Raw genomic sequence first — 13,091 nt, forward strand, 5'->3', positions numbered from 1 at the left:
ACAAAAAGGCCAAGTCAGAGTATTTCGACTTGGCCTTTTCTACTAGAGGTAAGCGTGATTAGTTACCTCTAATCAAGATACCTTTAATGAGAAGATATTAGCTTGCACAGTTTGCAGGACCGATTTCTTTCCACACGCCCCAAGGACCTGTAGTTGTTGGATCTTCACCTGTTGTCCACCATTTCGCTTCCCACACTTTTCCGCCTTGAGTTACTTGATCGCCACCTGTGTACACAGCGCCAGCATCCCAAAGGTTCGTACATGTGTTCCCACCAGTAGACTTCTTAAGTACGGTTACTGAAGTAGAGGCAACTGAAGTATCAGTACCATCGCTAACCGTCACAGAGAAGTTTAGAGCAGTGTCTTGCGTGTATTCTGCGGCAATAAAGCTCACTGACGAACCTGTTACTGTTGCGTCAATACCTGCTGGAACATCCCACGTAAACGTAAGTGTATCTTGGTCTGCATCGCTAGACGCTGAAGCATCAACCACAACTACATCACCCGCACTTGCTTCTGCAGGAGCAGTAACCGCTGCAACTGGAGCTGTATTTACAGGGCCTGTTGATTTAGGTGTTACTGTAATAACAACTGTATCGGTTGATGTTGCAGCATCGTTGTCTGTTACCGTTAGGCTAAAGGTAAGTGTTTCTTGTTGAGCCACTTCAGCTACATCGAAGCTTGCTACCGCTGAATTAGCGTTGGTTAGCGCGACAGTTGTCCCACTTACTTGAGACCAAGCGTAGCTCGCAATCGTGCCGTCGCTATCTTTTGAAGCACTACCGTCTAGAGAAACCGAAGCAGGGCCTTCAACAGATTGATCGGCGCCAGCTGCTGCTGTTGGTTTACGGTTTACTGGCTCAGTTGTACCACCAGCCAGACCTTCATGCATTGCATTTAGGATGTCGCCGTTGTCGGCATCAATTTCCCATGAGAATAGACCTGCAAGACCTAAGCTACGTACGTACGCACCTTTTGCTTTTACAGAGCGATCATCATCAAATGTGATTAGCTGACCTGAAGTGCGGTTCCAAACGTAAGGCGCTTCTGCCATATCGTCGTAGCCATATTCAAAGCCATTGATACCTTGGTTATCAGCACCAAGCATGTTGGCTTTAATGCCTTTGTAGTCAATAACGCCGTCTTCCCATACACCTTGTGCAGAGCTGCCTTTCAGTTTGCCGTTACCTACACCTGTCATTGGATCGGTTGGATCTGTCAGAGATGAAGGCATTACACCTTCCCAGCCACGACCGTACATTGCTGTACCGACAACAAGTTTGTTCGCAGGAACACCTTGAGCAAGCAGTAATTGAATGCCGTTGTCTGTTGTGTAAGCTGGGCCTTTGTACGGTTCGCCATTTTCATCTAAGCCGCTGCCGTCACATTGACCAGGGCGCATGAAGTTACCACAGTTTAGAGCAGTTTGGTGACCAACAACGTTGTTCCAACCACCGTAGAAGTCGTAAGTCATCGCGAAGATGTAATCCATGTGCTGGATCGCTTCACCGTAGTTCACGTCTTCAATTTTGTCGTGACCTACGCCAATTGCTGAAGTGAGTTCATAAGTACGGCCTGTTTCAGCTTGTAGTTCGTCTAGCATGGCACGCAGCTCTTGCATTAATGCAATGTACGCCGGGCCATCATTGATAGGGTCGCCTAGGTTAGCGTTTTCACCGCCACCACCAGGGAATTCCCAGTCAATATCTACGCCATCGTAGAATTTCCATGTGTTTAGGAATTTCTTAACCGATGCGACGAATGTGTCACGATTTGCTTTAGTTGTGAAATCGAAGAATGGGTCTGAAAGTGTCCAACCGCCGATGGATGGGATGATTTTTAGATCTGGATTACGCTGTTTCAGCGCCATCATCATTGCGTAGTTACCCTTGATAGGAGAGCTGTATTCGTGACCAGCTTGAGGGAAACTCTTTTGGAATGCTGCCCATGGGTCATGGATAACGACTTCATAGTCATTGACGCCTTGACATGCTGTCATAAGAGCATTGTAGCTGTTACCACCAACAGATTTAACAGACTCATTAGGACCACAAATTGGGATGAAACCGTAAAGAATGTGAGTCAAGTTGTCAGCAGGGATGTTATCAACCGTGTAATCACGACCGTAGATGCCCCATTCTACAAAGTAAGTACCTACAACCGTGTTTGGATCTGTGTTGTACGTTTTGTTATTTGGGTCGATATTCATTGCTAATGGAGGGAGGTGTGAACCGTCAGTATCGGCAATCGTAATCTGTGCTGGAGCGCTTTTGCTACATCCAGTAGCGTCACACGCTTCGATTTCCATTTGATACAAACCACCTTGGCCGTATTCAAAAGAAGCTGTCGTTTGGCTACCAGAGATAGGGCCTGTTGCTACTTTTACACCATCAAAATAGATGTTGTAAGTGTCACCAGTTGTGCCACTCCATTGATTGAACTTAACTGCAACCTTAGCTAAATCGTTGTACTTAACCATCTGGTTGTAGCCAGATGTTGTTTCCATCGCAAGTTCGATTTTAGAAAACTGAAGGTTGTTTGAACCATACATGTCGATACTAGGCGCGCTTGGTGCAGCCAGTGCCGCTCCCGAAAGAGCCAGTGCGATACTTGCCGCACACATGTTAAAACGAATCATAGTTTTTCTCTCATTCCTTGAATGTCATCCACCCAAAAGTAGGTGCATAAGCTGCTCTTTTTCAAAACGAATTGGAGCATCGCCTTCAGTATTCGAGAGGGTTTTTATTTTATAAATGGAAATAAATCGCTTTCCGATGGGTGATTGAAAAATATCCAAATGATAACAAGTTGTTACATCTTCTATGTGCTACTGAGTCCAGATTTTATAAATTCAAAGCGCGAGCGATAAATATCAGCTATCGATTTGATTTTAAAATTATCTATCGGTGAATGTCTCTAATTAGAGACATTTTACTTATAGATGTCCGACAGCGACTTTTTATTCTTTATCGGTTGATGTGCTGAATTGTTAATGCTTTGCTCTTTTTCTCGCTTAATGAAGTGCTGTGTTGGGTTTTTAGGGAACACTTTCTTTAGTTTGGAAGGGAAAGAGCCGATTTGTTTCTTGTATAAAAACTTTCCTTTTCCGGTCGAAAAACGAATGTTGATACCATCAAACTCATATCGAGTGCTGACAATGCGTTGGTTTATGCTTACCCCATGTTCCGAAAAGGTGATGATGTCGGTTTTGTATTGTGGAGAGCCGACTTCTACCCAGTCACCATGAATTTTTTTGGGTCGATATAAGATAAGTACAAGAAATATGAACCGAGGTTAGCACCAATGATGACTGCGATCATGCTAGCTAATGTTAGGTAAAACTTAAACTTACTCGGTGCTAGTGGAGTGTTGGCTGGTTTTGTTTTTATACGGTGAGTGATAGCTGTCATGGAAACCCTTTTATTATACAGCTTTGTGTTCTGTATTTTTGCGGATTTCTGTCAAAAGGTAAAGTAATTATGGTTTGAAGTGTTCAGCGAGTGATGCTCTTCTTTTCTGACCAAGTCCGCCACTGGTCGTGGTGACCGTGTGTTCGTAGCCTTTTTTCACAAAACTTTGTGCAGGTAAATCTGGCCAAATTCTGCGGATTTGAGGGGAGCGTACATTACCGGCGAGCTTGTAGACCGTGGTGCCCGTACCAGTCGTAAAAGTGATCTCTTTACCATCAAACTCATATTGGGTGCTGATTAAGCGACGGTTTCGGCTAACGCCTTGCTCTGAAAAAGTCAGGATATCGGTTTTATAAGGAGGAGCCCCAATTTCAATCCAGTCTCCATAGACTTTACTGGGGTCGACGTAATCTTGGTGGCTTTGGTAAGAAAAATAACCCACTACTGCCATGGCGGCGATGGCAAATAGGGCGAAGATCAGCCTAATGATTTTAGTGTAGATATCGACGCCTTTGGGCTTTTGTTTCGTGGCAGAAATCTCGGCTTGCTTCCCCGTCTGCTTCGGAGTTTTTCCTACTGCCATCAATTGCCCTTAAAGTGTCGCCCAAAAGTGAAAACTTAGTATGCTATTGATATTTATCTTTATTTGTAAAGATATTCCCGACGATGGACGGTGAAAAGCCTACTTGCATTCCAAGTTCCTCTATTGATTGTAGTGGAAGCGAGCTAATAGCTATAGTGAGAGGGGAGAAATACCACTGAGAAGTGAGTGTAGCGGACAAGCAAAGCGTTTGCCTGGTTGACTCTATCGACAGCGAACTTTTCTTAACAAGAATTAAATGCTTGTACGATGGCGTGAAATTCGTTAAAAACATTCATCGGATTTAATAATTAGATAGTTAACAAGGAAGTCATATGATCAAGGAAAATACCTACTTTGAAGGTGGAGTAAAGTCACTAGGGTTCACTCAATCGGATGCGGAGCTTAGCGTGGGCGTAATGGCCGCGGGTGAATACACATTTGGGACTGCTGCTCCTGAAAAGATGACAGTGGTAAAAGGTGCATTGATCGTAAAGCGTGTGGGTGATGCGGATTGGACGACTTACGAGTCGGGTCAGTCATTCGATGTACAAGGTGATTCATCGTTCGACCTGAAAGTAGAACAAGCGACGGCATACCTATGTGAGTACCTGTAACCCCTAGGTAAAATAAAAAGACCACGCTCCTAGAGCGTGGTTGAATCGGCAACTAACCTTGCAGTGGATAAGTCTTACCGTGCGGTGATTCTAACGAACAGAATCAAGCCTCTAAAAACCTTTCTAGCGTGCTAATAGCGCTCAAATACTCCGCTGTTGTAATCGGCAATAGTTTGCTCAATCTCTTGCATTGAATTCATCACAAATGGCCCGTAATGAACGATGGGTTCATCGATAGGCTCTCCTGAAAAGATCAATACTCCAGACTCATTTGCACTACTTAGCTCAATCACATCATCTTGTGTTAGTAGGGCAAGCTGCCCTTGACCCACTGTATCTTCAGCTATTTTCACTTTGCCCTTGTATACATACACCATCGCGTTATGGGTTGGTGTGGTTTGCAATTCGATGGTTTCGCCGTCATGCCCGCGCCAATCTGCAACGGTCAGAGGTACTCCTGTCGTTTGTAGCGGGCCAGATACTAGTGTATCAGTGACACTTAGCTTGCCAGATATCACGCGAAGTAATCCGGAACCAACATTCTTAAGTTCACTGATCGTGTCGCTTTGAAAATCGTGATATCGAGCGGGCGTCATTTTGTTTTTCGCGGGCTGATTAATCCATATCTGAAATCCATGAAGTGAGCCTTCCTCCATCATCGGCATTTCACTGTGTATGACTCCTCGCCCCGCCGCCATCCATTGAGCGCCACCACTTTTTAGCTCTCCTACGTTGCCCATGTGGTCTTTGTGCTGAAAGTGGCCTTGGAGCATGTAAGTGAGCGTTTCAATGCCTCGGTGTGGATGGGGTGGAAAACCACCGACATAATCTTTCGTTTCATCTGACTTGAGTTCATCAATCATTAAAAATGGAGAGAACCCTGCGTTATTGAAACCGGCTACTCGGCTGATCTTTACGCCATCTCCATCGGATGTCGCATGAGATGAAATGATCTGCTGAACTGTTCTGGTTGTTTTCATAATCGTGTCCCTCTCGTTGAATGATTGCAGTGTAGCGAAAGGCTTATGCAAAGAAGACAGCAATACTTCGAGTAAGATATTCAATAAATTCGAATGATCATGACAATCAGAAAATTGACTATAATTGAATTATGTTCTATTCGTGAGGAGGCCGTTTTGGCAGTACAACCTAAACACCAAGATAGACATGGGCAGATTGGTTTTGAAACAGATTTCACTACTGATCAGAGACATCGTTTCACTGAAGTGGCGAATGAGGCCGTCCAGCGTCGCAAAGAGCGAGAAGAGCTCGGGTACAGTTTTGTGCGCTCTGCAAAAGAGAAAGCATTAAAACCAGTCGTTAAATCAAAAAGCTCAAAACCGAACAAAGCCAGACAAATTATCTGGCTGGTGGTGACTGGCATTTTTGCCTTATGGGTTATGTATATGACCAACTAGTGACGCTTAGTAATAGGCGTAACATTGCTGGTCTCTACCAGTGAGTTGTTTGTACTGGAAAACTCTTCTATTGAGACTGGAATCGGATTGTCGTGGTAATAGGCATAACGATTTTTTCCTGAATGCTTAGCCTGATACATTGCTTTGTCAGCACACCTTGTCAGTTCAGGCAGTTCAGTGGCGTCTTGAGGGTACAAAGCGACCCCAACGCTCAACGTCAATTCATTGATTCTTTCTTGGTTCTGATAGCCATTTTCAAAAAGGCGACAAATTCGCTCTAAGATATTGTTCAAGTCACTTTTTGAACGCACATCATAAAGCATCAGTACGAACTCATCCCCAGCAAATCGGGCAATCGAGTAGTCGTGTTTTTCTGTTCTTCTGTCCTTGGTTCTGATGTTGTTTTTGAGTCGTTTGGCAAAGTGTTGCAGCACTCGGTCTCCGACATCGTGTCCATAGTTATCGTTAATCGATTTGAAGTTATCGATATCTAGAAACACTAACGCAGTAACCGATTTATTGGTGTTCACTGTGTGCAGTTTTTCGGTAGCCCAGTTTTCGAAGCTCCACCTATTCGCCAAACCGGTAAGCTGATCCATATAGGCGAGATCTTCAATTCCCTCTAGGTACAAGCACTGTATGTAGCTGACGACTTTGTTGTAGTAATAAGAAGAGGTATGGCAGACCACAGCCATTGAAAACATGCTAAGAATGAAACGGTTACTCGACTCAATAGGCAGTGCGTAATCTATGGTAGTGAAAAGGATCAACCCACTAATAAAGCAGCAAAATGACGCACTGAAAATTAACCCGATTCTAAATTCATTAATAAAAATCACGGTGGCGAGTAATGGGTATAGCCAAAGAATACGATCAGGGATGGACTCACTGTATAGAAAGAGAATAACGCCTTGGACCAGTAAAACAGCGCTGAGCAATAGATCGGCGTACACGGGCTGCCTGCCACGCTTTAAATAAACGCAGATTCCAAGTGCAATCGCGGCAAATGAGAAATCAATGATTGCGAGCGTTGTTTCATTGGCTAGAAAATAAGAAAACGCATAAAAGATAAACAGAGCGCTTGTCGCGAGTGAGCATAAGTACACGACTTTTTGTTTTCGCGTAGAGCGAATATCTGCCATCTCTTCTAAGTGTCTTCCAACCAAGTTTGTCATTGCCTTCCGTGACCTATTCGAGCTATTAGTGCAAGTTAAGTCTAGGATATAAGTAGGAAGTTGAATGGGTATCACATTGATTTTCTTGTGATTGCGCTCACGGTTTCATATGTATTTGTCTCGTCATATTTATAATTGTTGCATATGAGTATGTTTATTTTGACGCATCGGATTTTCGTTATTGATTCTTAGCTTATGCTTGAGGTGGCAATTTATTGACTAATCACTATAACCTGAAACAATAACTAAAATTTATAAACAGAGTTTGGCTATGACTAAATATTCTAAGGGTTTTTCAGGTAAAACTGGTCGTTTTTGGGCGACTAGTCTACTTACTACATCGTTCATCAGTGCTCCCGTTTTGGCTGAAGTTTCGACCACCCCTGTGATTGGAGGAGTATTTAGCTCAGGGCAAATTCTTAAGAACCAAGTGTTATCGACACTTAAATACTCTACCGAGCTGACTCGTGATGCCGCGTTGTTCACGATTGCTGGGGTGACGCTTGATGCGTATGTTTTGTCTTTGCCGTTAGACGTGAAAACCAAAGCAAGAGTCATCGCTCAACTTTCTAATCCTACCTATTCTATCCCCCTTGGTTATTTCCTATATAGCTATTACGACCGTTATACCGGGCTAGGGAGTGAGGATGTATTTAAAGAGTACTTAGCCTCGGTTTACGATGAAGAGGTACTCAAAGGTTTCGAACACAGTTTGTATCATTATGGTGATAATCCAGTTGAACCTGTAACCGAAGAAGTCAAAGAGGCGACTGGTCATCATGAAGGTATTCAGGTAGACGATAAGTTCATTGCGAATATGGTGGTGATTTACGACGCGTTGTTTGAAATTGGTGTTTGGCAAGACATGGACACTTTGCCTGAGTCATACACGTATTTAACTGACAGCCTTGAAGACATGGCAATCATTAATCAAATCCAACCGATTATCGTTGGCTTGATCAATAAAGCTGCGTCAGGGATGGAAGACAGTGAAATGAAATCTGCATTAATGGCCATTGCCAAAGATGGATTGCCAGAAAATGCCGATAAAGAAAACAATAAAGCTCAGGCATTAACGATAACTTTGATTGACTTTGTTCGCTTGAACTTACTTAAAGCGTATCGTCAGTTTGTGTTTAAAGATGAACGCCGAGAGGCTTTGAACGATTGGATGCAGCAAGCTTTCGATGATGAACCGGCAAGGCTACTCGAATTTTTGGTGTCCCAACAGAACAAGCGTTTTGCGGTGCAAGTGACGGTTGATGGCCTGCAGCAAGGGCTAATCGAAGGCTTAGTCGATGATGCTTCACCGTTTATTTCTGTCGCCAATCAACGACACATAAATAGAGCAGCGAACAAGCCTAGAACCGAGCAAGTTGTCGAGCCTGAGCATAAACAGCAAGTGAAGTTCATGGGGTTATTGTTAGAGCAAACCTACAATGACCCTTATTATTTACCTTATTTTAAAAGGATGTATCGCGACCATAAGCCTTCCATCAGCCGTGTGGGAGTGTCATCGACCCCTACCATCAGTGTGAGAAACCTGCCGATTATCAAAACAGGCGCACGAGTGTCCGGTGAAGGAGGGACAGGGGTACCTAACTTTCATTTTGTGGATCGCGAAATAGACAGGGCGTATTACTTCTTTGGTAATGATGCGCTGCAGTTAGACGTACTGATGGCCGACAATAATGTTCAAACTATGTTTGATCGCTTGGATTATCTAAAAACACTTAACTGCAATGCACAATATGATTGGAACGCGCATACGACTTACGATGGTCTCGTGAATCTAGGTTTAGGAGAATCTCTGCGTGATTATGGAGAGAAGCGCTGTCTTAAAGAGCTTCAGCAACGAGCAAAGGTCGAAGTCGAGCTAAAACAGAAACGCGCTGAGTTGATCAAGGACATTAACGCTTACCATTCGATATCAGGCTTTGACTTGTTCACTAAGGCGGCCAAAAAGCTGCAAGTTGAGCAAGCTATAAAAATGTATGCTGATCTCGATGGTCAAGGCATGCCTGATTACACCTTAGTTTACAATCCATGGCCGGATCACTTCGCACATTTCACCGGTCCATTCAGTGATGAAATTCTGATGCCGACAGGCGAACTCAACCGATTAGATTATTGGTTAACGCAAATTGAAACCACTTACCGTGAAGCAGGGGTGTACGACAAAACCCTATGGGGAATGGCTGGCGATCATGGGTTGACCCCAGTATTTTATGCTCTGAACCCAGAAAAGCAGGTGCTCGGAAAGCTACAAGAAGAGTTGGATTACTCGATTGTGGTGAAAAAAATCTCGTCGGATGAAGGGGAAGGGCCAAAAATTACCAACGCATTGAGCTACCCAAGTTTGAAAGCTGTGGATGTGGTCGTGGCTTCCACTGCGGGCGGTAATTTCATGATGGACTTTTTCAATTCTGAAAGCGGGTGGAGCGTTCAACCTGTTTATCAAGAACTGACGAAATGGAGCCCAATTGCGGCGCCAGCAGGTGAAAGCATTGATATCATTCAGCAGATCACGACAAGGTTGCCGGAAACATTAGATTACTTAGTCGTGCGTGAAAATACCTGTGATTCTGAAAGCTGCACGGTGCGTGTTGTCGGTAACCGTGAGACCAAAAGAGTCGATGAACTTGTTACGCGTCAAGGCGACAAATTGTTTTACGAGTCGCTAACTCCAGGCGTTCATCCTGTGCTTCTCGATGTTCAAAAGCTCAACCCTTACTTAGCTGCGCCAAGTGATCGAGCATTTACCGAGTACTCCAAGCTGGTGGATAAGTGTATCAATCGAGCGACTAAGTCGAATGTAGATTCTTGGTGCTCTTCAAGTGAATGGCAGCAGTTGACTCAATTGACGCCAAGGCCAGACTCAGTCAATCAGTTAGCGAATATCTATCTTGAAGATCGTGCAGGAACGGTCAATTTGTTCCCGAAAGCGGGTATTGGCTACAACACCAAAGTACCAGGGCGACATGCTGGGGAAGACTACCTTGAGAAAGATGCCTTTATTGGTTTTTGGGGAGCGCCAATCGGGCAGCAGCCAGAAGCGTTAACCATTGAAGCAAATGGGTCGCTAGCGCCAACCCTGTTTGAGTACTTAACCGGTGAGCAGGTTAAAGTCGGCGTTAATGGCTGGGGGTATCCGTCGTTATTGGATAAGTTAGATATCTCAAAACAGGGGCTTTAAGCGGCAGGAAAAAGAAAAGGCACGGGAGGTGCCTTGCCCAATCGAGAGCCAAACTTGCATACGAGGGAGTCGTATTAATTATTGAATAGGTGGATTCATTCAATAGTTACTCGTTGTTCTGAGTGGCTTAATAATAGCGATCTGTATTAGTGAAGCCAGTGGTTGGTGTGAGCGTCTCAATAACTGAGACGAGTCATACCAACTACTGGCTTTTTTTGTTTTTGGGCTATCTAGCTCACTTTATTGAAGCGAATAGATTGAATTTTTTGCTCGCTGCCATCTACAAAAGCATAGCTTTCTAGAATCCATACCTTGTCATTGATCATACCGAGTTCAATACGTACGTCGGCGCTGTTGATTCCAGTGTAAATGACGTCTTGGATATCAGTTGGATAGAAGTTGTAGCGGTTTGCTTGAGGCTGATGTTCACCTGCGAAGTTTACATTCGCATCAGTAGCCTTGTTGGTGATATCGAGTTGGTAGCCTTGCTCAGCCGTATAGGAGAACGCAGCATTAAGAGCGATCCCTTGCTCGTTCGTGACTTGAACCTCGGCTTGGCTAATGCTGCTAAGTTGCCCTTTTGCTTCTAGGCTCTCTACGTCGCTCGCGATTTCAACATGGTTGCGGATCGTCACATTCCACTCTCCGACAAAATGGTTAAGCTCTTGCCAGTTTTGTGGAGTAGTGTCGGCTGCGTTGTTTGAGCCGCTGCCTGACTTCGCGATAGCTTCATTGCGGCTATCGTGGCGAATGTTCTCTCGATTGTTTTGAATATCATGACTTGCGCCGGCTACGCCGCCAGCCACACCACCTGCAATAGCCCCTTTCATGGCTAGATCTGCATCGCCAGTCAGCGCGCCAAGCGTTAGACCTAATAAAGCGCCGCCGACAGCACCTTGTTTGGTGGTCGCATTCGCGTCGTCTTCTCCAGGAGTGACACAACCCGCTAAAAGTGGAAGGCTAATGGCCGCAGTTAAAGCTCGAATAAGAGGGCTTTTAGGTGAGGCTATGGGGGGCGGCACAATAAGAGCTGCCAATAAGCAGCTCTAAATTGGAAAATGTCATTAAAGGTTAGCAGCAGACTAATTTGTATTTAACGAATGGTGCTTGGTCAGTTGTTGGTAGAGCGAATCTTTTAGCTCCATACGTTCAACTTTCAGGTTGTGCATACTGTCGTCGTCTATCGGGCTGCCGGAAATTTCGAGTTGACGGATATCGTAATCAAGCTGATGGTACTTTTGCATATCTTGCTTGAATTTGGGGTCGTCGTGGTTGAGCTGAACAATATCGAGTTTTAAGTCTGGGAAATCTAACACAAAAGCATGGTTTTCATTGAGCATTGGCACTTCCTCTTCAGTCAATTTACTTCAGTATAAAGGCTATTGATGGCAAGAAATGTGGGGTCAAACCCAAACTAGAAAGAAGAAAAAAGGCACTGAAAAGTGCCTTTATTGGAGATGACTTTAAGCTTATTTCGCTTTAGTTTTTGAACGCTGCTGTTCTTTCAACGCTAGCTTTTCTTTTTTGCGCTGTTCGATGAGGTGAGCCGCTTCACCACCAACGTGAGTTTCACCACGAGCGTTAGAAAGTTGCACCTGCTTTTCACGTTCACGGAAACGTGCTTTTTGCTCGTCACTGTGTTTATCGATACATTTCGGGCAGCTGACGCCTTTTTCAAAGCTTTCAGATTGCTTGTCTTCTTCAGTGATTGGCAAGCGACAAGCGTTACATACATCGTAGCCGCTCTTTTCTAGCTGGTGGTTAACGGCAACACGTCCATCAAATACGTAGCAGTCGCCTTCCCACATGCTTTCTTCTTCAGGCACATCTTCCAAGTATTTCAGAATGCCGCCTTCAAGGTGATACACCTCTTCGAAGCCTTGCTCTTTCATGTAGGCGGTCGATTTCTCACAGCGGATACCGCCCGTACAGAACATCGCGACCTTTTTATGCTTCTTAGGATCAAGGTTGTCTTCGACGTATTGCGGGAACTCACGGAACGTTTCTGTGTTTGGGTTGACCGCGTTCTTGAACGTGCCGATATCCACTTCGTAGTCATTACGAGTATCAACCAATAGCACTTCTGGATCAGAGATCAGAGCGTTCCACTCGTTAGGTTTTACATAAGTACCAACCACATGACGTGGGTCGATGCCTTCAACACCCATAGTGACGATTTCTTTTTTCAGTTTCACTTTCGTGCGGTTGAAAGGCTGCTCTTCATTGAACGATTCTTTGTAAACCACATCAGCGAGGCGAGGGTCTTGCTTGAACCATTGCAGCAACGCATCTATAGAGTCGCGTTTTCCTGCAACTGTGCCATTGATGCCTTCACTAGCCAGTAGCAAGGTGCCACGGATATTGTTGGCTTCTAATAGCTCGGTAAGTGGTTGACGAATTTCTTGGTAGTCGTCTAGCGCTACGAATTTATAAAGTGCGCATACAACGTATTGAGACATGATTTTTCCTTCTGCGAGCTGGAACGTAAATCCAGAGCGGTGTTTAATAATTAAAATCAGGCGCAGTATAGCCAAGCGAGTCTAGGACAAAAACCAACCAAAAATAGGGCTATATAACACTGAGAAAAATAAGGTTTATTGATTACTCGCTCACTGGTTACGATTTTGACGCATCGTATGGAGGCTAGATTGGGGCTAAGTGCTTCATTAACCGTGGAAACCAATATGGATTCTGC

11 protein-coding genes are annotated in these 13,091 nt (G+C 44.5%); 3 read left to right on the forward strand and 8 right to left on the reverse strand.

All coding sequences use genetic code 11. The features are described from left to right. Positions 1-97 precede the first annotated feature (97 nt). From ACHUFI_RS02605 to ACHUFI_RS02615, 3 genes are all read right to left on the reverse strand, one after another. Positions 98-2,638: a glycosyl hydrolase family 18 protein gene (locus ACHUFI_RS02605; protein WP_394246706.1), complete on the reverse strand. Its 2,541-nt coding sequence runs from the start codon at positions 2,636-2,638 to the stop codon at positions 98-100. A gap of 293 nt (positions 2,639-2,931) precedes the next feature. Beyond that, positions 2,932-3,285, reverse strand: a complete 354-nt coding sequence (locus ACHUFI_RS02610; RefSeq protein ID WP_394246959.1) for a DUF2850 domain-containing protein — start codon at positions 3,283-3,285, stop codon at positions 2,932-2,934. 192 nt (positions 3,286-3,477) lie between these two features. Beyond that, positions 3,478-3,993 (reverse strand): DUF2850 domain-containing protein, encoded by a 516-nt coding sequence (locus ACHUFI_RS02615; RefSeq protein WP_394246708.1) that lies wholly within the window; start codon positions 3,991-3,993, stop codon positions 3,478-3,480. Positions 3,994-4,325: 332 nt separating this feature from the next. Here ACHUFI_RS02615 and ppnP point away from each other — a divergent pair, with 332 nt between their 5' ends. Further along, positions 4,326-4,607: a pyrimidine/purine nucleoside phosphorylase gene (ppnP, locus tag ACHUFI_RS02620; protein ID WP_394246709.1), complete on the forward strand. Its 282-nt coding sequence runs from the start codon at positions 4,326-4,328 to the stop codon at positions 4,605-4,607. Positions 4,608-4,738: 131 nt separating this feature from the next. On the opposite strand, the gene ACHUFI_RS02625 is transcribed toward ppnP, so the two are convergent. Then, positions 4,739-5,587, reverse strand: a complete 849-nt coding sequence (locus tag ACHUFI_RS02625; protein ID WP_394246710.1) for a pirin family protein — start codon at positions 5,585-5,587, stop codon at positions 4,739-4,741. A gap of 156 nt (positions 5,588-5,743) precedes the next feature. Between ACHUFI_RS02625 and ACHUFI_RS02630 the strand changes: the two genes are divergently transcribed. Next, positions 5,744-6,025, forward strand: a complete 282-nt coding sequence (locus ACHUFI_RS02630; protein ID WP_394246711.1) for a hypothetical protein — start codon at positions 5,744-5,746, stop codon at positions 6,023-6,025. On the opposite strand, the gene ACHUFI_RS02635 is transcribed toward ACHUFI_RS02630, so the two are convergent. After that, positions 6,022-7,200: a GGDEF domain-containing protein gene (locus tag ACHUFI_RS02635; protein WP_394246713.1), complete on the reverse strand. Its 1,179-nt coding sequence runs from the start codon at positions 7,198-7,200 to the stop codon at positions 6,022-6,024. The genes ACHUFI_RS02630 and ACHUFI_RS02635 overlap by 4 nt on opposite strands. A 271-nt stretch (positions 7,201-7,471) precedes the next feature. Here ACHUFI_RS02635 and ACHUFI_RS02640 point away from each other — a divergent pair, with 271 nt between their 5' ends. Beyond that, positions 7,472-10,396: an alkaline phosphatase family protein gene (locus ACHUFI_RS02640; RefSeq protein ID WP_394246715.1), complete on the forward strand. Its 2,925-nt coding sequence runs from the start codon at positions 7,472-7,474 to the stop codon at positions 10,394-10,396. Between the two features lie 230 nt (positions 10,397-10,626). Here ACHUFI_RS02640 and ACHUFI_RS02645 read toward each other — a convergent pair whose 3' ends face one another. The 3 genes from ACHUFI_RS02645 to trhO all read right to left on the reverse strand — a co-directional run bounded on the left by ACHUFI_RS02645 (position 10,627) and on the right by trhO (position 12,855). Beyond that, entirely contained in the window at positions 10,627-11,433 is an 807-nt protein-coding gene (locus ACHUFI_RS02645; RefSeq protein WP_394246717.1) for a hypothetical protein, read from the reverse strand. A 45-nt stretch (positions 11,434-11,478) separates the two neighbouring features. Then, positions 11,479-11,736, reverse strand: coding sequence for a YdcH family protein (locus tag ACHUFI_RS02650; protein ID WP_394246718.1), 258 nt, complete (start codon positions 11,734-11,736; stop codon positions 11,479-11,481). Between the two features lie 129 nt (positions 11,737-11,865). Further along, positions 11,866-12,855 carry an oxygen-dependent tRNA uridine(34) hydroxylase TrhO gene (trhO, locus tag ACHUFI_RS02655; RefSeq protein WP_394246719.1) on the reverse strand — a complete coding sequence of 330 codons (990 nt, stop codon included), beginning with the start codon at positions 12,853-12,855 and terminating at the stop codon, positions 11,866-11,868. Positions 12,856-13,091 lie beyond the last annotated feature (236 nt).

Origin of the sequence: Vibrio profundi (assembly GCF_043642225.1) — a bacterium.
Classification (GTDB): domain Bacteria; phylum Pseudomonadota; class Gammaproteobacteria; order Enterobacterales; family Vibrionaceae; genus Vibrio; species Vibrio profundi_A.

Coding starts and splice junctions, on each gene's coding strand:
- ppnP (WP_394246709.1), top strand. CDS start 4,326: ATGATCAAGGAAAATACCTACTTTGAAGGTGGAGTAAAGTCACTAGGG.
- ACHUFI_RS02625 (WP_394246710.1), bottom strand. CDS start 5,587: ATGAAAACAACCAGAACAGTTCAGCAGATCATTTCATCTCATGCGACA.
- ACHUFI_RS02650 (WP_394246718.1), bottom strand. CDS start 11,736: ATGCTCAATGAAAACCATGCTTTTGTGTTAGATTTCCCAGACTTAAAA.
- ACHUFI_RS02615 (WP_394246708.1), bottom strand. CDS start 3,993: ATGGCAGTAGGAAAAACTCCGAAGCAGACGGGGAAGCAAGCCGAGATT.
- ACHUFI_RS02640 (WP_394246715.1), top strand. CDS start 7,472: ATGACTAAATATTCTAAGGGTTTTTCAGGTAAAACTGGTCGTTTTTGG.
- trhO (WP_394246719.1), bottom strand. CDS start 12,855: ATGTCTCAATACGTTGTATGCGCACTTTATAAATTCGTAGCGCTAGAC.
- ACHUFI_RS02635 (WP_394246713.1), bottom strand. CDS start 7,200: ATGACAAACTTGGTTGGAAGACACTTAGAAGAGATGGCAGATATTCGC.
- ACHUFI_RS02605 (WP_394246706.1), bottom strand. CDS start 2,638: ATGATTCGTTTTAACATGTGTGCGGCAAGTATCGCACTGGCTCTTTCG.